Source organism: Microbacterium sp. 4R-513, from assembly GCF_011046485.1.
Taxonomy (GTDB): Bacteria; Actinomycetota; Actinomycetes; order Actinomycetales; family Microbacteriaceae; genus Microbacterium.
The window spans coordinates 3422601-3441075 of sequence record NZ_CP049256.1; the positions used below are offsets into that span (position 1 = coordinate 3422601).

Sequence of the window (18475 nt, forward strand, 5' to 3'; positions counted from 1 at the left end):
GTGCAAGGCGGGGTCGGATGCCCCGGATACGCTTGAGGATTGTGACCGCCGAGTATTCCGCCCATCATCTCCAGGTGCTGGAGGGCCTCGAAGCGGTCCGCAAGCGCCCCGGCATGTACATCGGCTCGACGGACTCCCGGGGCCTCATGCACTGCCTCTGGGAGATCATCGACAACGCGGTCGACGAGGCGCTCGCCGGCAACGGCAGCCGCATCGAGATCGTGCTCCACCCCGACGGGAGCGTCGAGGTCCGCGATCAGGGCCGCGGCATCCCTGTCGACATCGAGCCGCGCACCGGCCTCTCCGGCGTCGAGGTCGTCTTCACGAAGCTGCACGCCGGAGGCAAGTTCGGCGGCGGATCGTACGCCGCGTCGGGCGGCCTGCACGGTGTCGGCGCATCCGTCGTCAACGCCCTCTCGGAGCGACTCGACGTCGAGGTCGACCGCGGGGGCAAGACGTGGGCCATGTCGTTCCACCGCGGCGAGCCCGGCGTCTTCGCCGGACAGAGTCCGGATGCCGCGTTCACACCGTTCGAGAAGAGCTCGGAGCTGCGCGTGGCGGGCCGCGCGGCCAAGGGTGTCACCGGCACCCGGATCCGCTACTGGGCCGACCGCCAGATCTTCACGAAGGATGCGACCTTCAATCTCGAAGAGCTCGAGCAGCGGGCGCGCCAGACGGCCTTCCTCGTGCCGGGCCTCGAGATCGTCATCCGTGACGAACGCGAGGGCGGCCGCAACGAGACGACCTTCCGCTTCGACGGCGGCATCTCGGAGTTCGCGGACTTCCTGGCGCCCGACGCGGCCGTGACCGACACGTGGCGTCTGACGGGTACGGGCACCTTCACCGAGACGGTTCCGGTGCTGCAGCCGACCGGCGCGATGGTGCCCACCGAGGTCGAGCGCGAGTGCGTGGTGGACGTCGCCGTCCGCTGGGGGACCGGCTACGAGACCGTGGGCCGGTCGTTCGTCAACATCATCGCGACACCCAAGGGCGGAACCCACCAGCAGGGCTTCGAGCTCGCGCTCATGAAGGTGCTCCGCGCACAGGTCGAGCAGAACGCGCGACGCCTCAAGGTGGGCAACGACAAGCTCGAGAAGGACGACATCCTGGCGGGCCTGACGACGGTCCTCACCGTCCGTCTCCCCGAGCCCCAGTTCGAGGGGCAGACGAAGGAGGTGCTCGGCACTCCGGCGGTCCGGCAGATCGTCGCCAACGTCGTCACCCGTGAGCTCACCGCGAAGTTCGCCTCGACCAAGCGCGACGACAAGAACCAGACGGCGCTCCTCCTCGACAAGGTCGTCGCCGAGATGAAGGCCCGGATCTCGGCACGCGCGCACAAAGAGACGCAGCGCCGCAAGAACGCCCTCGAGTCGTCGTCGCTGCCGGCCAAGCTCGCCGACTGCCGGACGAACGATGTCGCCGAGTCGGAGCTCTTCATCGTCGAGGGGGACTCGGCCCTCGGCACCGCCAAGCATGCGCGCAACAGCGAATACCAGGCGCTGCTGCCCATCCGCGGCAAGATCCTGAACGTGCAGAAGGCGTCGATCAGCGACATGCTCGGCAACGCCGAGTGCGCGTCGATCATCCAGGTCATCGGAGCGGGCTCCGGACGCTCCTTCGACATCGAGCAGGCCCGCTACGGGAAGATCATCCTGATGAGCGACGCCGACGTCGACGGCGCGCACATCCGCACTCTGCTCCTGACGCTCTTCTTCCGCTACATGCGGCCGCTCATCGAGGAGGGGCGCGTGTTCGCCGCGGTCCCGCCGCTGCACCGGGTCGTCGTGATCAACCCCGGCTCCAAGCCCAACGAGACGATCTACACCTACAGCGAGCAGGAGCTCCACGGCCTGCTCGCGAAGCTGTCGAAGGCCGGCAAGCGCTGGCAGGAGCCGGTGCAGCGCTACAAGGGGCTGGGCGAGATGGATGCCGAGCAGCTCGCGACGACGACGATGGACCGCGCCGGCCGGACGCTCCGTCGCGTGCGGCTGGAGGATGCCGAGGCCGTGGCATCGGTCTTCGAGCTCCTGATGGGCAACGAGGTCGCACCGCGGCGCGAGTTCATCGTGAGCTCGAGCGACCGCCTCTCGCGCGAGGCGATCGACGCCTGAGGCCTCGCCGGCCGAGGGGATCTCGCGAAACGAGGAGGATTCGGCTCGTTTCGTCCGCGACTCGCGAGATCTCCTCGCTCCGCGAGACGTCGGTCAGCGGACGGCCGTGCCGATCGCGCCGACCACCCCGTCGAGGGGCTGGCCGGAGGCATCCCGCTTGGCACCGACCGGCGGAAGCGCACGCGTCGCCCCGTCGGCGCCGACCGCACGCGGCTCGACGCCGACCCACGCGTGGGTCAGCGTGTCTTCGCCCTTGAGGAAGCGCTGAGCGCGCACACCGCCGGTGCCGCGGCCCTTCGCGGGGAACTCGGAGAAGTCCGACACCTTGGCCGAGCCGGCGTCCGCGCCCGCGATCGCCTGCGTGCTGCCCGAGATCGTCACCACGACCGCGTCGAACACGGAGGCCCCCACGACGCCGAAGTAGATCACGCGCTCGCCGTCGGCGACCCGTACGCCGGCCATGCCGCCCGCCGCCCGCCCCTGCGGCCGCACCGAGTCGGCGTCGAAGCGCAGGAGCTGGGCATCGGAGACGACGAAGACGAGCTCGGCGCCGTCAGCGGCGGGTGCCGCCCCGACGACGCGATCCCCGTCCTTCAGCGCGATGATCTCGATGTCGTGCTTGCTCCCGAGCTCCGTGGCGGACACGCGCTTGACGACGCCCTGCGCCGTCCCGAGCGCGATCGGCGGGGCGTCGACGAGGGCCACGAGCCCCACGACGTGCTCGCCCGAGCCGAGGCCGAGGTATTGGTCCGCACGGGTCCCTGCAGCGAGCTGGACCGAGTTGCCGGGCACCGACGGCAGATCGACCGGCGAGAACCGAACGAGCCTGCCTGCCGAGGTGACGGCGCCGAGGTCGCCGCGGGTCGTCGCATCGACCGACGAGCGGACCGCGTCGTGCTTCGATCGGCGCGAGGGCGTCACGATACCGCCGTTCGGGGCATCCGGCGTGACCTCGGCTCGGACCATGCGACCCGTGGCCGACAGGAAGACGCGGCAGGGCGCGTCGGCGATCTGGAGGTCGGGAGCCGACGCGGCGGCGCGGGAGCGCGGGGCGACCGGGCCGCCGTTGAGCAGGAGCGTGCGGCGAGGAGTGCCGTACGTCTCGGCCGCGGCATCCAGCTCCCGTGCCACCTGAGCCCGGAGGAGGACCTCGCTCGCGAGCAGCTCTTCCAGCTCGGCGATCTCGGCACGCAGTTTGTCGCGCTCCGTCTCGAGCTCGATGCGCGAGAACTTCGTGAGGCGGCGCAGGCGCAGCTCGAGGATGTACTCGGCCTGGAGCTCGGAGAGGTCGAAGACCTCCTGCAGGCGCGTGCGTGCGGCATCGGAGTCGTCGGACGAGCGGATGACCTGGATGACCTCGTCGATGTCGAGGATGGCGATGAGGAGGCCCTCGACGAGGTGCAGGCGCTCCTTGCGGCGTGCGAGCCGGTAGGCGCTGCGCCGCGTGACGACCTCGATGCGATGGTCGAGGTAGACCCGCAGGAGCTCGCGCAGGCCGAGCGTCTGGGGCTGACCCGCGACGAGGGCGACGTTGTTGATGCCGAACGAGTCCTCGAGCGGCGTCAGCCGGTAGAGGTGCTCGAGCACGGCCTGCGGGTCGAAGCCCGTCTTGATGCCGATGACGAGGCGCAGGCCGTTGTGCCGGTCCGTGAGATCGGTGACGTCCGAGATGCCCTGGAGCTTCTTGGACTGGACGGCGTCCTTGATCTTCTCGATGATCCGCTCGGGGCCGACGAGGTACGGCAGCTCCGTCACGATGAGGCCGGTGCGGCGCGGACCCAGCGGCTCGATGGACACCTTGGCGCGCGTGCGGAAGGTGCCGCGCCCCGTGCGGTACGCGTCCTTGATGCCGTCGAGGCCGACGATGACACCGCCCGACGGCAGGTCGGGGCCCGGAACGAACTCCATGAGCTCTTCGAGCGTCGCCTCGGGGTTGTCGAGCAGGTGCGTCGCGGCGCCCACGACCTCGATGAGGTTGTGCGGCGCCATGTTCGTCGCCATGCCGACGGCGATGCCGGTCGCACCGTTGACGAGGAGGTTGGGGAAGGCGGCCGGCAGCACGGCGGGCTGCTGGAACTGGCCGTCGTAGTTCGGGATGAAGTCGACGACGTCCTCGTCGAGGTTCTCGGTCAGAGCGAGGGCTGCGGGCGCGAGGCGCGCCTCGGTGTAACGGGGGGCGGCGGGTCCGTCGTCGAGCGAGCCGAAGTTGCCGTGACCGTCGACGAGCGGCACTCGCAGCGAGAACGGCTGCGCGAGCCGGACGAGGGCGTCGTAGATGGGCGCGTCACCGTGCGGGTGCAGCTTTCCCATGACCTCGCCGACCACGCGCGCGCTCTTGACGTGACCGCGGTCGGGACGCAGGCCCATGTCGGCCATCTGGAAGAGGATGCGCCGCTGGACCGGCTTGAGGCCGTCGCGGGCGTCGGGGAGGGCGCGCGAGTAGATGACCGAGTACGCGTACTCGAGGAACGACCCCTGCATCTCGGCGGCGACATCGATGTCTTCGATGCGGCCGTGGTCGGCGGGGGAGGAGTCGGTGCGGGATGCAGGCATGACGATGTGGCCTCAGTGACGACGGGCCGGCACGGGGTGTCCGGCCGGGGCCGCTCGCCGGTGTGCGAGACTGGCCCGGATGTCCCTCAGCCTACCGGCGGAGTCGCCGCGAGCCCGGAGCCTCACCCGTGTCGTCCCCGAGGTTCTCTCGGCTCTCGACGGCCGCGCGGAGTGGCTGGCCCCCGCGACGAGCGCGATCCTCTTCGTCGTCGACGGCCTCGGCGCCCGCAGCCTCGCCGCCCGAGCCGGCCACGCCCGCTTCCTCGCCGAGAGGGGCGGGCGGAAGGATGTCGCGCGCTCCGTCTTCCCGTCGACCACGGCCGCGGCTCTCACGTCGCTGATGACCGGCGTCGATCCCGGCCAGCACGGCCTCGTCGGATACCGCGTGCGCATTCCCGGTACCGACCTCGCTCCGAATCAGCTCAAGGGATGGGAGACCGACGGGCTCGACCCCTACTCGTGGCAGCGCGCTCAGCCCCTGCTGGAGCGCGAGTCGGCGAGGGGCCGCCCGTGCTTCGTCGTGTCACGGCCGAAGTTCGCGGGCTCGGGGTTCACGAAGGCGATCCTCCGCGGAGCGGGGTTCGTCTCCGCCAAGACGGCCGCCGAGGGCGCCGAGATCGCCGCCGACCTCGCGGCGCGGCATCCCGGGGCCCTCGTGTATCTCTACGCACCCGAGCTCGACGGCATCGCCCACCAGCGCGGCTGGGAGTCGGACGAGTGGGCCTCGGGACTGGAGACGGTGGATGCCGCGGCCCGCGCCCTGTCCAGCGCGCTCGCACCGGGGGTCGGTGCACTCTTCACCGCCGACCACGGGATGATCGACGTTCCGCGGCATCGGCAGGTCCTGCTCACGGAGGACGACCCGCTCGTGGATTACGTCCGCATCATCGGCGGAGAGCCGCGGATGCTGCATCTCTACGTGGAGCCGGGGCGCGAGGCATCCGTCCTCCAGGCGTGGCGGGAGTCGGAGAGCAGCAGGTCGTGGGTCCTGTCCCGCGAGGAGGCGATCGACGCCGGTCTCTTCGGCACGGTGGTCCCGGAGGTGCGGGAACGGATCGGCGATGTCGTCGTGGCGGCGCGGGCGAGCATCGCGTACTACGACGACCGGCTCGACGACAAAGGACCGCAGAACATGGTCGGGCAGCACGGGTCGCTGACCGACGAGGAGCGGACGGTGCCGCTCATCCGGCTCGGGGCGTTCGCCTAGGCGTCAGTCGTCGCCGCGGGCGCCCGCACCGAAGACGATCTCGTCCCACGACGGCATCGAGGTGCGGCCCTTCCGCCGACCGGACGCCTCGGCGGCCACCGGGCGATCCGGGGTGAACGACTCCTCGGGCTCGGCCGCGGGCGTCTCGTCGTACCCCGGCTCGAGGGCGTCGAAGAGTGCGACCGGCGCCGCTGCGCGTGCGACCTCATCGGCGCCGGGAAGGGGTTCCCGCTGTCCGCGGCGACGGCGGAGTGCCTCGAGCAGATCGGCGGTCTCAGGCGACGTCAGCGACGGCTCGTCGGCGCGCTTGATCGCGGCCTGCTGCACGGCCTTCGCCGTGGGAGTGGGGACGTCGGGCGACTCGAGGTCGGCCTCCGGCTCGGGCAGCCGGCGGGGTCCGAACGCTCCGCTGTCGAACCGGGAGTCGTCCTTGAGCGGGCTCGCATCGAGTGCGCGCAGGCGGGGGATGAGTCCCTCCGGGAGCGAACCCTGGCGGGAGAGCTGGATCGCGTCCGGGTTGAGGGGCGAGAGGGTCGAGCGCCGCGGCTCGAAGCCCCAGCGCGCATCGTGGTCGATCTCGGCCGCCGTGAACTCGAGCTTGACGATCCAGCCGGTCTGCTCTTTCCAGCTGGTCCACCGCTCGCCAGAGGCGCCCGCCTCGGCGAGCTTGGCGCGCACGGCCGTGCCGAACGTGGGGTGGGTGTCGCCGTCGAGATCGGCGCCCAGGAGCACGGGCACCGCGAGCGCCTGTCCCACGATGTGCTCGCGCTCCGCGAGCACAGGACCCTCGAACCGCTGGACGTCTTCGACCCGTGCGCCGAGGAGGCTCGCGACCTCTTCCGCCGACATGCCGGCGCGGATGTGCGCCTGGATCTCGCGAGGGCTCGGGCGCGCCGTGCGCTCCTCGCCGTCGCGTTCGCGACGTGCCCGGCGCAGTTGCGCGCGCAGCACATCGTCGATCGCGAGCGAGAACCGCTCGCCGGACTCGGTGGCCAGGACGATGGTCTCGTCCTCGGTTCCGATGACTTTGAGCTGTTCCATGCGAACGCCCTCTCCCATCCAGCCGTGTCAGGCCATGCTCGCACGCCGGGCAGGGGGCGGCCGGGAATAACGCGGGCGCGCCGCGAGTTTCACGGATAGCGCGTGACGGGAAGCCGCCGAGGTCGCATTTGCGAAATGCCCTTCCGTCATGCAAACTATCGCCGCCCATACGGGCATGCGAACCCGAGATTTCCGGAAGTAGAGACGTTTACGCATGGCTACGGATTACGACGCCCCCCGCAAGACCGAGGACGACAGCGAGTCGATCGAGGCCCTCAAGGAGCGGGTTCCCGACAAGATGTCGGGGTCGGTGGATGTCGAGGATGCCGACAACCCCTCGGGCTTCGAGCTGCCCGGTGCCGACCTCTCCGACCTCGAACTCGACGTCGTCGTGCTGCCGCCTCAGGAGGACGAGTTCACCTGCAGCAACTGCTTCCTCGTGAAGCACCGCTCGCAGCTCGACCACGACACGGCCGACGGCCCTATCTGCGCGGAGTGCGCGGCCTGACCTGACCACGACGGATGGCCGCCGCGAGGCGGTCGGGAGTGCGCGACGACACGACCCATGACGGGGTCGGGTCGTCCGCATCCTCCACCGGAACGACCACGACGCCGTCGATTCCCCCGCGGATGACGTGCCACGATCGCGGGTCGAGGGCGGGACCCCGCGCCGTGCGCGCATCCTCGCCCGCGAGAGCCACGGGCTCGCCCAGGAGCTCCAGCGGGATGCGGGCGCGTCCGGCGCGCAGCATCCCGTCCTCCACCGCGACGGTTGGCGACCCGACGATCAGCAGGGTCACGAACAGGACCCCCACGACGACGCCCGCGACGAGCGAGACCGTCGTGTCGAGCGGCGCGAACACGAGGGCCGCCATCGGCGCCACCACGGCCGCGCTGACGAGCACCCAGAGGGACGGACTGAGGCGTTCTCGGAAGGCGCCGGGAGCCTGAGCTCGGGCGCTTCTGGCGGCTGTCTTCTGCATTACCCTCGTTGAGTGACCGAAACCGTGGACGTCCTCATTATCGCGCCCGACGTTCCGAGCTACGCTCACCCGGGCGACGCCGGCGCCGACCTCACGGCCGCCGAAGACGTGCGCCTCGAACCCGGACAGCGAGCCCTCGTCGGCACCGGCGTGCGGATCGCCCTCCCCGAGGGCTACGCCGCCTTCGTGGTCCCGCGCAGCGGCCTGGCCGCCAAGCACGGCATCACCGTCGTCAACTCGCCCGGGACAGTCGATGCGGGCTACCGCGGTGAGATCAAGGTCACCCTGCTGAACACCGATTCCGAGCACGCGTTCGAGGTCGTCAAAGGCGACCGCATCGCGCAGCTCATCGTGATGCCCGTGCCGCAGGCACGGTTCATCCCGGTCGACACGCTGCCCGAGAGCGTGCGCGGCGAGGGCGGCTTCGGCTCCACCGGAACCAACGGCACCAGAACCAACGGAGGACTCACCGTCGTCGCAGACGAGCGGTAGCGGGTCCGCGCGGGACCTTCCCGCATCACGACAAGACCAGAAGGACGGAGTCCTGGCATGACAGACGCCACTCCCGCAGACGCCCCCGACGCTTCGGACGAGGCCGTCCCGACCGCGTCGGCACTCAGCGACCGCGCCGCGACGGGGCCGTTCGACGAGTCCGAGGCCAATCCGGTGCGCCCGTACATCGATCTGGGCGGCATCAAGATCCTGCCCCGCGAGGGCCTCAACCTGCGCCTCGAGGTCGAGGAGCAGACCAAGCGCATCGTCGCCGTCGGCCTCGACTACGCGGGTTCGACGCTGCAGGTGCAGCCGTTCGCCGCGCCGCGCTCCACAGGTCTCTGGGATGAGACGCGCGACCAGATCCGCCAGCAGATCCGCCAGCAGGGTGGCCGGGTCGAGGAGCGCGAGGGACCGCTCGGCCCCGAGCTCCTCGCCGAGGTGCCGGTCATCGCCGGCCCCGACGGCACGGCGGGCAAGCGCCTCGCCCGCTTCGTCGGCGTGGACGGACCGCGCTGGTTCCTCCGCGGCGTCATCGGCGGTGCGGCGGCGAGCGACGTGGATGCCGCGGCCAAAGTCGAGGACCTGTTCCGGTCGATCGTGGTCGTCCGCGGCGGGTCACCCATGCCCCCGCGCGACCTCATCCCCCTGAAGATGCCGGCGACGCCGGGCACGGCATGACCGACGACCACCGCGAGCCGGCGAAAGCCGAGGCATCCCCCGATCCCGCGGGCGACCCGGAGACGACTCCCGCACGCGCGCAGGCCGAGGAGCCGGCGGAGCCGACGGCGTCCGAGCTCCTCGGAGCAGCCCTCGGCGGCGCCGCCCGCCGCGCGGGCCTCGACCCCGCCTCCGAGGCGAGCACGGGCCACGTCGTCTGGCGCGCGATGGGCGGGTGGCGCGGCATCCTCGAGTCCGTCCTTCCCGGGATCACGTTCATCGTTGTCTGGACCCTCACGTACGACCCGGCCACAGGGCAGGCCGACCTGCCGCTGAGCCTCGGGCTCTCCGTGGGCCTCGCGGTCGTCTTCACGGTCGTCCGGCTCATCCAGCGCAGCCCCGCGGCAGCCGCGATCGGCGGTCTCGTCGCCACGGCCGCGGCAGCCGCGCTCGCCCTGTTCACGGGGCGCGGACAGGACAACTTCCTCTGGGGCTTCGCGACGAACGCGATCTACGGCACCGCGTTCCTCGTGTCGGCGGTCATCGGGTGGTCGCTCATCGGACTCGCGGCCGGCTTCCTCATGGGGGAGGGCACCGCCTGGCGCCGCGACAAGCGCAAGCGTCGCGTCTTCTTCTGGCTCGCCATCACGTGGGCCGCGCTCTTCGCGGCGCGCCTTCTCGTGCAGCTGCCGCTCTACTTCTCGGGCGATGTGGCGGCCCTCGGCACGGTGAAGCTCATCATGGGCCTGCCGCTGTTCGCGCCCCTCGTCGCCGTCACATGGCTCGCCGTGCGGGCGCTCTATCCCCGCTCTCCCAGGTGATACATTTATCTCGATATCGAGATAAATTCCTCCTCCGCGCCGCTTAGGCGATCCTCACTAGCCGAGGCATCCCGCGCGAGGGAGGATGGGGAGTGCTGGGCCTCGCGCCCGATCCCGCCGCCGACGAAGGAGACAGACGTGTCCACGGTTGACAGCTTCGGTGCGAAGAGCACCCTGACGGTCGGCAGCACCGACTACGAGATCTTCCGCATCGACACGGTGCCGGGCTACGAGAAGCTTCCGTTCAGCCTCAAGGTGCTGCTGGAGAACCTGCTTCGCACCGAGGACGGCGCGAACGTCACGAAGCAGCAGATCGAGGCCCTCGGGTCGTGGGATGCCGCGGCAGAGCCCGACACCGAGATCCAGTTCACCCCGGCCCGCGTGGTCATGCAGGACTTCACCGGCGTGCCCTGCATCGTCGACCTCGCGACCATGCGCGAGGCCGTCGAGGCGCTCGGGGGCGACCCGAAGCGCATCAACCCGCTGTCGCCCGCCGAGATGGTCATCGACCACTCGGTCATCGCCGACCTGTTCGGCACCGAGAACGCCCTCGAGCGGAACGTCGAGATCGAGTACGAGCGCAACGGCGAGCGGTACCAGTTCCTCCGCTGGGGCCAGACGGCGTTCGACGACTTCAAGGTCGTCCCGCCCGGGACAGGCATCGTCCACCAGGTCAACATCGAGCACCTCGCCAAGGTCATCTACGACCGCACCGTCGGCGGCGTGCTGCGCGCCTACCCCGACACGTGCGTCGGCACCGACTCGCACACGACGATGGTCAACGGTCTCGGCGTCCTCGGCTGGGGCGTGGGCGGCATCGAGGCCGAGGCCGCGATGCTCGGGCAGCCCGTCTCGATGCTCATCCCTCGTGTCGTCGGCTTCAAGCTCACCGGATCGATCCCGACCGGCGTGACGGCGACGGATGTCGTGCTCACGATCACCGACATGCTCCGCAAGCACGGCGTCGTCGGCAAGTTCGTCGAGTTCTACGGCGAAGGCGTCGCATCGGTTCCGCTCGCGAACCGCGCGACCATCGGCAACATGAGCCCCGAGTTCGGCTCGACCGCCGCCATGTTCCCGATCGACGACGTCACGGTCGAGTACCTGCGCCTCACGGGCCGCAGCGAGGAGCAGCTCGCGCTCGTCGAGGCGTACGCCAAGGAGCAGCACCTCTGGCACGACCCGGCCGTCGAGCCGGTGTTCAGCGAGTACATGGAGCTCGACCTGTCGACGGTCGTCCCCTCGATCGCCGGTCCGAAGCGCCCTCAGGACCGCATCGTCCTGTCGCACGCGAAGGCGCAGTTCGAGAGCGACCTCACCAACTACGCCGATGTCGAGCACGACCTCGTCGACCTCGAGATCTCGGAGTCGTTCCCGGCCTCCGACCCCCGGGGAACAGCCCCGAGTCCGAGCACAACGTGCACTTCCACGTGCACCGGTCGCACTCGCCGAAGAGCGCATCGAAGCCGACGCCGGTGACGCTCGCGGGCGGCGAGTCCTTCACGCTCGACCACGGCGCCGTGACGATCGCCGCCATCACGTCCTGCACGAACACGTCGAACCCCTCGGTCATGCTGGCGGCGGGCCTCCTCGCCCGCAACGCGGTCAAGAAGGGCCTCAAGGCCAAGCCGTGGGTCAAGACCACGCTCGCGCCCGGCTCGAAGGTCGTCACGGACTACTACGAGAAGGCCGGTCTCACCAAGGACCTCGAGGACCTCGGCTTCTACACCGTCGGCTACGGCTGCACGACCTGCATCGGCAACTCCGGACCCCTCATCGAGGAGGTCTCGGCCGCGGTCAACGAGAACGACCTCGCCGTGACGGCCGTCCTCTCGGGCAACCGCAACTTCGAGGGCCGCATCAACCCCGACGTGAAGATGAACTACCTCGCGAGCCCGCCGCTCGTGATCGCCTACTCGCTCGCCGGCTCGATGAACTTCGACTTCGAGACCGACCCGCTGGGCCAGGACACCGACGGCAACGACGTGTTCCTGAAGGACATCTGGCCGGATGCCGCGGAGGTGCAGGCCACGATCGACTCGTCGATCAGCGAGGAGATGTTCACGAGGCAGTACGCCACGGTGTTCGAGGGCGATGAGCGCTGGAAGAACCTGCCGACGCCCACCGGCGACGTGTTCGAGTGGGACGAGAACTCGACCTACGTCCGCAAGCCCCCGTACTTCGAGGGCATGACGATGGAGCTGACGCCGGTCTCCGACATCTCCGGCGCTCGCGTCCTCGCGACGCTCGGCGACTCCGTCACCACCGACCACATCAGCCCGGCCGGCAACATCAAGGCCGACAGCCCGGCCGGCAAGTACCTCGCGGAGCACGGAGTCGACCGCAAGGACTTCAACTCCTACGGCTCGCGCCGCGGCAACCACGAGGTCATGATCCGCGGCACGTTCGCGAACATCCGCCTGAAGAACCTCCTCGTCCGCGCCGTCAACGACGGCAACGTCGTCGAGGGCGGCTACACGCGCGACTTCACCCAGGAGGGCGGTCGGCAGTCGTTCATCTACGACGCGAGCCAGAACTACCAGGCGGCCGGCACCCCCCTCGTCATCTTCGGCGGCAAGGAGTACGGCTCGGGTTCCTCGCGCGACTGGGCGGCGAAGGGTACGAGCCTCCTCGGCGTCAAGGCGGTCATCACCGAGAGCTTCGAGCGGATCCACCGCTCGAACCTCATCGGCATGGGGGTCGTCCCGCTGCAGTTCCCGGCTGGCACGACGTGGGAGTCGCTGGGCCTCGACGGCACCGAGATCGTCTCGATCACGGGGCTCGAACAGCTCAACGAGGGTGTGACCCCGAAGACGGTCCACGTCACCGCCGCTCCGAGCGAGTTCTCGGCGCCCGGCAAGGAGACCGTCGAGTTCGACGCGGTCGTCCGCATCGACACACCCGGAGAGGCCGACTACTACCGCAACGGCGGCATCCTCCAGTACGTGCTGCGCTCGCTCGTCTGACCGACGGCAGGCGCGAGAGGCCCCGGCATCCGATGGATCCGGGGCCTCTCGCATGCCCGGACCGACCGCGGGAAGTCTCCACACCGAGCCATGCTCGCCAGGCGTTCAGGTACCCCCGGCTAGACTGGGTGTCGGCATCCGCACCCCGCGGGCGCCCTTGCCGCACGTACAGCGAGGGAGTCGGATGGCGATCCTTCCGTCCATCACCGGACCCCGCGATCTCGATTCCCTGACCGTCGAGCAGCTGCAGCAGCTGGCCGGGGAGATTCGCGAGTTCCTCATCGAGAACGTCGCGCGCACGGGCGGTCACCTCGGCCCGAACCTCGGCGTCGTCGAGCTCACGATCGCGATGCACCGCGTGTTCGACTCGCCGAACGACCCGATCGTCTTCGACACGGGCCATCAGTCCTATGTGCACAAGCTCCTCACGGGGCGCCAGGACTTCTCCCGGCTGCGTGCCCGCGGCGGCCTCGCCGGCTACCCCCAGCGCTCCGAGAGCCCGCACGACGTCGTCGAGTCCTCGCACGCCTCCAGCTCGCTCAGCTGGGCCGACGGCGTCTCCCGCGCCCTCACGCGGACCGGCCGTCGTGATCGGCATGTCGTCGCGATGGTCGGCGACGGCGCACTCACGGGCGGCATGACGTGGGAGGCGCTCAACAACATCTCCGACGACAACGATCGCAACCTGGTCATCATCGTCAACGACAACGGCCGCTCCTACGCGCCCACGATCGGCGGCATGGCGCGCTACCTCAATCGCGTGCGCACCGCGGACGCATACGAGACGATGCGCGGTTCATCGGAGTCGCTGTTCCGCAAGTTCGGCCCGGCCGGACGCGCGATGTACCGCGGTCTGCGCGGCGGCACGCACGGCTTCCTCAGCCGCTTCACCAACAACGCCGCGCTCTACTCGAACCTCGACATCAAGTACCTCGGTCCGGTCGACGGACACGACCTCGCGTCGCTGCTCGAGACGCTCCAGCTCGCGAAGGACTACGGCGCTCCGGTCATCGTCCACGCGATCACCGAGAAGGGGCGCGGCTACGAACCGGCGCTGCTCGACGAGGCCGACCAGTTCCACGCCGTCGGACGCATCGATCCGCTGACGGGCGAGGCGCTCGGCGCGAGCGGCGGCGAAGCCTGGACCGATGTCTTCGCCGGCGAGCTGCCCGTCATCGGCGAAGAGCGCCCCGACGTCATCGCGATGACGGCCGCGATGCTCCGTCCGACGGGCCTGCTCCCGTTCTCGCAGCGTTTCCCCGACCGCGTGTACGACGTCGGGATCGCCGAGCAGCACGCCGTCGCGTCGGCGGCGGGCCTCGCTTTCGGTGGCCTGCACCCCGTCCTGGCCATCTACGCGACGTTCATGAACCGCGCGTTCGACCAGGTGCTGATGGATGTCGCGCTCCACCGCGCGGGCGTCACGTTCGTCCTCGACCGTGCCGGCGTCACAGGCCCCGACGGGCCGAGCCATCACGGCATCTGGGACCTCGCGATGCTGCAGATCGTGCCGCACATCCGCATCGCCGTCCCGCGCGACGCCGAGCGCCTTCGCGAGGAGCTGCGCGAGGCGGTCGCGGTCGACGACGCGCCTACCGTGATCCGCTTCCCGAAGGGCACGGTGAGCCCCGAGCTGCCCGCCGTCGAGCGCCTCGAGGACGGCGTGGACGTGCTGGTCCAGAGCGAGGCGAAGGACGTGCTCCTCGTCGGCATCGGGCCGATGGCCCACCTCGCCGTCGACGTCGCGGAGCGCTTGCGCGCGCAGGGCATCGGTGCCACCGTGGTGGACCCGCGCTGGGTCGTCCCCGTGCAGCCCTCGATCGTGACGCTGGCCGCGGAGCACCGCCTCGTCATCACGATCGAGGACGGCATCCGCGTCGGCGGCATCGGGACGCGTGTGCGCCAGGTGCTGCGCGAATCGGGAGTGGACACTGCTGTGGACGAGCTGGGCGTGCCCGACGAGTTCATCGACCACGCGAGCCGCGAGCAGATCCTCGAGGACGCCGGCCTGACAGCCGCCAAGATCGCGCAGGACGTCGTCTCGCAGGTCCTCGGCACCCGCATCCCCGTCGCCCGTCAGACGCCGACCACAGAGCTGCCGACGATCCCGGAGTGGGCGAGCCGTCGCGAGGGCTGAAACACCCCGCGGCTCGCCACGCGCCGCACACATGCGAAAGGGCGGTCCTTCCGAAAAAGGACCGCCCTTTCGATGAACGGATGCCTCAGCCGCCGATCCCCTTGATCACCGGGTGGTGGAAGGTGTCGCCGAAGACCCGCTCCGACGCCCCCTCGCGGTCGAGGTAGGGCGACGCCCCGCCGTCGATGAAGGGCCAGCCGGCGCCGAGGATGAGGCACAGGTCGATGTCCTCCACCTCCGGGACGACGCCCTCGTCGAGCATGAGCTTGATCTCCTGCGCGAGTCCGTCCTGCACGCGTCGGAGGATCTCGTCCTCGCTCGCGGGGGTCGAGCCGACGGCGCCCTTCAGGACGCCGGAGGCGGCCTTCGACCAGCCGGTCACGCGGCCCGACTTGTCCTTCTCGACGACCTCGGGCAGCTCAGCCAGCCGGTGGAAGTTCTCGTTCGCGTAGAAGCGGTCGGGGAACGAGTGCGCCATCGTGTCCTGAACGTGCGCGGCGACCTTCCAGCCGACGAGGTCGATGAGCTGGAACGGCGTCATCGGCAGGCCGAGCGGGCGGAAGGCGTTCTCGACCGCGAGGAGGGGAGTGCCCTCGTAGACGGCGCGCGCCGCCTCGCCCATGACCTTGGCGAGGAGCCGGTTCACGACGAAGCCCGGAGCGTCGGCGGTGAGCACCGCGTTCTTGCCGAGGCCCTTCGCGACGACGAAGGCGGTCGAGAGCGCGGCATCCGTCGTCTGCGGCGTCTTGACGATCTCGATGAGCGGCATGACGGCGACCGGGTTGAAGAAGTGGAAGCCGACCAGACGCTCGGGGTGAGCGAGCTTCGCGCCGATCTCTTCGACCGAGAGCGACGAGGTGTTGGTAGCGAGGATCGCATCGTCGGCGATGATCTGCTCGATCTCGCCGAACACCTGCTGCTTGACCCCTACCTCCTCGAAGACGGCCTCGATGACGAAGTCGCAGTCGGCGTACAGGCTCTTGTCGGTCGTGCCCGTGACGAGAGCGCGGAGCCTGTTGGCGGTGTCGCCGTCGAGGCGCCCCTTCGCCTCGAGCTTGGCGATCTCGTCGCCGATGTAAGCGAGTCCCTTGTCCACACGCGCCTGGTCGAGGTCGGTGATGAGCACCGGCACCTGCAGCTTGCGCACGAAGAGCAGGGCGAACTGGCTCGCCATGAGACCCGCGCCGATGATGCCGACCTTCGTGACCTTCTTCGCGAGCTCCTTGTCGGGCGCGCCGACCGGCCGCTTGGCCCGCTTCTGCACGAGATCGAAGGCGTACATGGATGCCGCGAACTGGTCGCCTGTCACGAGCTCGGCGAGAGCCTCGTCCTCGCGCGCGAAGCCTTCGGCCTTCGTGCCGCTCTTCGCCTTGTCGAGCAGCTCGAGCGCGGCGTACGGCGACTTCGGCACGGTGCCGATCTTGGACTCGAGCATCCCGCGGGCGACCTTGATCGCGATAGGCCACTTCGTGAGCCGCTCGATCTTGCCCGGCTCGTTCTTGCGCACGACCTTGACCGAGCCGCCGAGCACGCCGTCGGCCCACTTCAGCGAGTCCTCGAGGTAGGTGGCCGCGGGGAAGATCGCGTCGAAGATGCCGTACTCGTAGGCCTGCTGCGGCTTGAGCATGCGGTTCTGCTTGAGCGGGTTCGAGACCACGACCTCGAGCGCGTTCTCGATGCCGATGAGGTTCGGCAGCAGGTACGCGCCGCCCCACCCCGGGATGATGCCGAGGAAGACCTCGGGGAGCGCGACCGCCGCGGCCGAGGCATCCACCGTCCGGTACGTCGAATTCAGTGCGATCTCGAGTCCGCCGCCGAGCGCGAGCCCGTTCACGAAGGCGAACGTCGGCACTCCGAGCTCGGAGAGGCCGCCGAGCACCTGGTGTCCGCGCTGCGCGATGAGGCGGGCGTTCTCCTTCGAGCCGAGGCGCGTGATGTCGGACAGGTCGGCACCGGCCGCCATGATGTACTGCTTGCCCGTGATCCCGACGGCCTGGATCTCACCCGCGGCCGCGCGCGCCTTGAGGGTCGCGAGGGTGGCGCCGAGTTCCGTCAGCGTCGCCGGCCCGAGCGTGTTCGGGCGGTTGTGGTCACGGCCGTTGTCGAGCGTGATGAGGGCGAGCACCTTGCCCGACGGGAGGCGGATGTCGCGCACGGGGGAGTGCGTGATCACTTCTCCATCGGTCAGGGCTTCGAGGGGCGAGAAGTCGATCTCGTCGTAGTTCGTCATTGCGAGGTGATTCCTACTTCTTCTTGCCGTCGTAGTGCGGGTTCTCCCAGATGACCGAGCCGCCCTGCCCGAGGCCCACGCACATCGCGGTGAGGCCGTAGCGGACGTCGGGGCGCTCGGCGAAGTGCGCCGCGAGCTGGATCATGAGCCGGACGCCCGAGGCGGCGAGCGGGTGGCCGAACGCGATGGCACCGCCCCACGGGTTGACCCGCGGGTCGTCGTCGGCGATCCCGAAGTGGTCGAGCAGGGAGATGACCTGGATGGCGAACGCCTCGTTGAGCTCGAAAAGACCGATGTCGTCGATCGTGAGGCCGGCCTTCTTGAGCGCCTTCTCGGTCGACGGGATGGGGCCGATGCCCATGATCTCGGGCTGCACGCCGGCGAAGGCGAAGGAGACGAGCTTCATCTTGGGGCGGAGTCCGAGCTCCTTCACGGCGCCGCCGCCCGCGAGGAGCGACATCGTCGCCCCGTCCGTCAGGGGCGAGGACGTGCCCGCCGTGACGCGGCCGTGCGGCCGGAAGGGCGTCTTGAGGCTCGCCAGGTCTTCCATCGTCGTCTGGGGGCGGCGACCTTCGTCCTCGGTCGCGAGGCCCCACGCGCCGTCGGCGCCCTTGATCGCGACCTGCACGAGGTCGGGCTGGATCTTGCCGCCGTCGTAGGCGGCCTGCACCTTGTGCTGGCTCAGCATGCCGTAGCGGTCCGAGCGCTCCTTCGTGAGGTGCGGGAAGCGGTCGAAGATGCGCTCCGCCGTGACGCCCATGTTGAGCGCACCCGGGTCGACCATCTTCTCCGCGACGAAGCGCGGATTCGGGTCGGCGTTGCCGCCGATGGGGTGGTGACCCATGTGCTCGACGCCGCCCGCGAGCGCGACGTCGTACATCCCGACCCCGATCGACGCCGCCATGGTCGTGACGCTCGTCATGGCGCCCGCGCACATGCGGTCGATGGCGAAGCCGGGAACCGTCTGCGGCAGCCCCGCGAGGATCGCCACCGAGCGGCCCAGGGTCAGGCCCTGGTCGCCCGTCTGCGACGTCGCGGCGATCGCCACATCGTCCACGCGATCCTTGGGAACGTCCGGGTTGCGCTCCATGAGGCCGATGGTCGCCTTGACGGCGAGATCATCGGCGCGGGTGTTCCAGTACATGCCCTTTTCGCCGGCGCGCCCGAAGGGTGTGCGCACTCCATCGACGAAGAAGACGTCCGAAATCTCGGCCACTCTGCCTCCAGAAAGTTGGGGATGCTTCCACCCTAGAAGCGGCCCCGAATGCCCCGGA

Annotated in this window: 13 protein-coding genes and 1 pseudogene; 9 read left to right on the forward strand and 5 right to left on the reverse strand. The window is 69.8% G+C overall.

Annotated features, from left to right (window positions below; all coding sequences use genetic code 11):
• Positions 1-17 precede the first annotated feature (17 nt).
• A complete protein-coding gene (locus G5T42_RS15165; RefSeq protein WP_206535656.1) occupies positions 18-2111 on the forward strand; it encodes a DNA topoisomerase IV subunit B in 2094 nt (697 codons plus the stop codon).
• Positions 2112-2204: 93 nt separating this feature from the next.
• On the opposite strand, the gene G5T42_RS15170 is transcribed toward G5T42_RS15165, so the two are convergent.
• The gene (locus tag G5T42_RS15170; RefSeq protein WP_165129616.1) at positions 2205-4664 is read right to left on the reverse strand and encodes a DNA topoisomerase IV subunit A; all 2460 of its coding nucleotides are present in this window, start codon (positions 4662-4664) and stop codon (positions 2205-2207) included.
• Between the two features lie 79 nt (positions 4665-4743).
• On the opposite strand from G5T42_RS15170, the gene G5T42_RS15175 reads away from it, so the two are divergent.
• Positions 4744-5871, forward strand: a complete 1128-nt coding sequence (locus tag G5T42_RS15175) for a nucleotide pyrophosphatase/phosphodiesterase family protein (RefSeq protein ID WP_165129617.1) — start codon at positions 4744-4746, stop codon at positions 5869-5871.
• Between the two features lie 3 nt (positions 5872-5874).
• Here G5T42_RS15175 and sepH read toward each other — a convergent pair whose 3' ends face one another.
• Positions 5875-6912: a septation protein SepH gene (gene sepH, locus G5T42_RS15180; RefSeq protein WP_165129618.1), complete on the reverse strand. Its 1038-nt coding sequence runs from the start codon at positions 6910-6912 to the stop codon at positions 5875-5877.
• A gap of 214 nt (positions 6913-7126) precedes the next feature.
• Between sepH and G5T42_RS15185 the strand changes: the two genes are divergently transcribed.
• Entirely contained in the window at positions 7127-7420 is a 294-nt protein-coding gene (locus tag G5T42_RS15185) for a DUF4193 domain-containing protein (protein ID WP_165129619.1), read from the forward strand.
• On the opposite strand, the gene G5T42_RS15190 is transcribed toward G5T42_RS15185, so the two are convergent.
• The gene (locus G5T42_RS15190) at positions 7395-7895 is read right to left on the reverse strand and encodes a DUF3093 domain-containing protein (RefSeq protein WP_165129620.1); all 501 of its coding nucleotides are present in this window, start codon (positions 7893-7895) and stop codon (positions 7395-7397) included. The genes G5T42_RS15185 and G5T42_RS15190 overlap by 26 nt on opposite strands.
• Positions 7896-7907: 12 nt before the next feature.
• On the opposite strand from G5T42_RS15190, the gene dut reads away from it, so the two are divergent.
• From dut to dxs, 6 genes and pseudogenes are all read left to right on the forward strand, one after another.
• Complete coding sequence (gene dut / locus G5T42_RS15195; RefSeq protein ID WP_206535657.1) at positions 7908-8387, forward strand: dUTP diphosphatase; 480 nt, start codon at positions 7908-7910, stop codon at positions 8385-8387.
• Positions 8388-8444: 57 nt separating this feature from the next.
• Complete coding sequence (locus tag G5T42_RS15200; RefSeq protein WP_165129621.1) at positions 8445-9068, forward strand: DUF3710 domain-containing protein; 624 nt, start codon at positions 8445-8447, stop codon at positions 9066-9068.
• Positions 9065-9868 (forward strand): DUF3159 domain-containing protein, encoded by an 804-nt coding sequence (locus tag G5T42_RS15205; RefSeq protein ID WP_165129622.1) that lies wholly within the window; start codon positions 9065-9067, stop codon positions 9866-9868. Before G5T42_RS15200 ends, G5T42_RS15205 begins: the two co-directional genes overlap by 4 nt.
• Positions 9869-10006: 138 nt before the next feature.
• Positions 10007-11185: pseudogene (locus G5T42_RS17935) on the forward strand (aconitase family protein); the annotation flags it as partial.
• 113 nt (positions 11186-11298) lie between these two features.
• Positions 11299-12834, forward strand: a complete 1536-nt coding sequence (gene acnA, locus G5T42_RS17940) for an aconitate hydratase AcnA (RefSeq protein WP_277601785.1) — start codon at positions 11299-11301, stop codon at positions 12832-12834.
• Between the two features lie 184 nt (positions 12835-13018).
• On the forward strand, positions 13019-14971 hold the full coding sequence (dxs, locus tag G5T42_RS15215; RefSeq protein WP_165129623.1) for a 1-deoxy-D-xylulose-5-phosphate synthase: 1953 nt from the start codon (positions 13019-13021) through the stop codon (positions 14969-14971).
• Between the two features lie 85 nt (positions 14972-15056).
• Here the strand turns inward: dxs and G5T42_RS15220 are convergent, their stop codons facing one another.
• Both G5T42_RS15220 and G5T42_RS15225 read right to left on the reverse strand, forming a co-directional pair.
• A complete protein-coding gene (locus G5T42_RS15220; protein ID WP_165129624.1) occupies positions 15057-17201 on the reverse strand; it encodes a 3-hydroxyacyl-CoA dehydrogenase NAD-binding domain-containing protein in 2145 nt (714 codons plus the stop codon).
• Positions 17202-17214: 13 nt separating this feature from the next.
• A complete protein-coding gene (locus tag G5T42_RS15225) occupies positions 17215-18417 on the reverse strand; it encodes a thiolase family protein (protein ID WP_165129625.1) in 1203 nt (400 codons plus the stop codon).
• Between the last annotated feature and the right edge of the window lie 58 nt (positions 18418-18475).

Excerpts from the sequence above, each read along its gene's own strand:
- G5T42_RS15165 (WP_206535656.1), top strand. The coding sequence starts at position 18 with ATGCCCCGGATACGCTTGAGGATTGTGACCGCCGAGTATTCCGCCCAT.
- G5T42_RS15170 (WP_165129616.1), bottom strand. The coding sequence starts at position 4,664 with ATGCCTGCATCCCGCACCGACTCCTCCCCCGCCGACCACGGCCGCATC.
- G5T42_RS15175 (WP_165129617.1), top strand. The coding sequence starts at position 4,744 with ATGTCCCTCAGCCTACCGGCGGAGTCGCCGCGAGCCCGGAGCCTCACC.
- sepH (WP_165129618.1), bottom strand. The coding sequence starts at position 6,912 with ATGGAACAGCTCAAAGTCATCGGAACCGAGGACGAGACCATCGTCCTG.
- G5T42_RS15185 (WP_165129619.1), top strand. The coding sequence starts at position 7,127 with ATGGCTACGGATTACGACGCCCCCCGCAAGACCGAGGACGACAGCGAG.
- G5T42_RS15190 (WP_165129620.1), bottom strand. The coding sequence starts at position 7,895 with ATGCAGAAGACAGCCGCCAGAAGCGCCCGAGCTCAGGCTCCCGGCGCC.
- G5T42_RS15200 (WP_165129621.1), top strand. The coding sequence starts at position 8,445 with ATGACAGACGCCACTCCCGCAGACGCCCCCGACGCTTCGGACGAGGCC.
- G5T42_RS15205 (WP_165129622.1), top strand. The coding sequence starts at position 9,065 with ATGACCGACGACCACCGCGAGCCGGCGAAAGCCGAGGCATCCCCCGAT.
- dxs (WP_165129623.1), top strand. The coding sequence starts at position 13,019 with ATGGCGATCCTTCCGTCCATCACCGGACCCCGCGATCTCGATTCCCTG.
- G5T42_RS15220 (WP_165129624.1), bottom strand. The coding sequence starts at position 17,201 with ATGACGAACTACGACGAGATCGACTTCTCGCCCCTCGAAGCCCTGACC.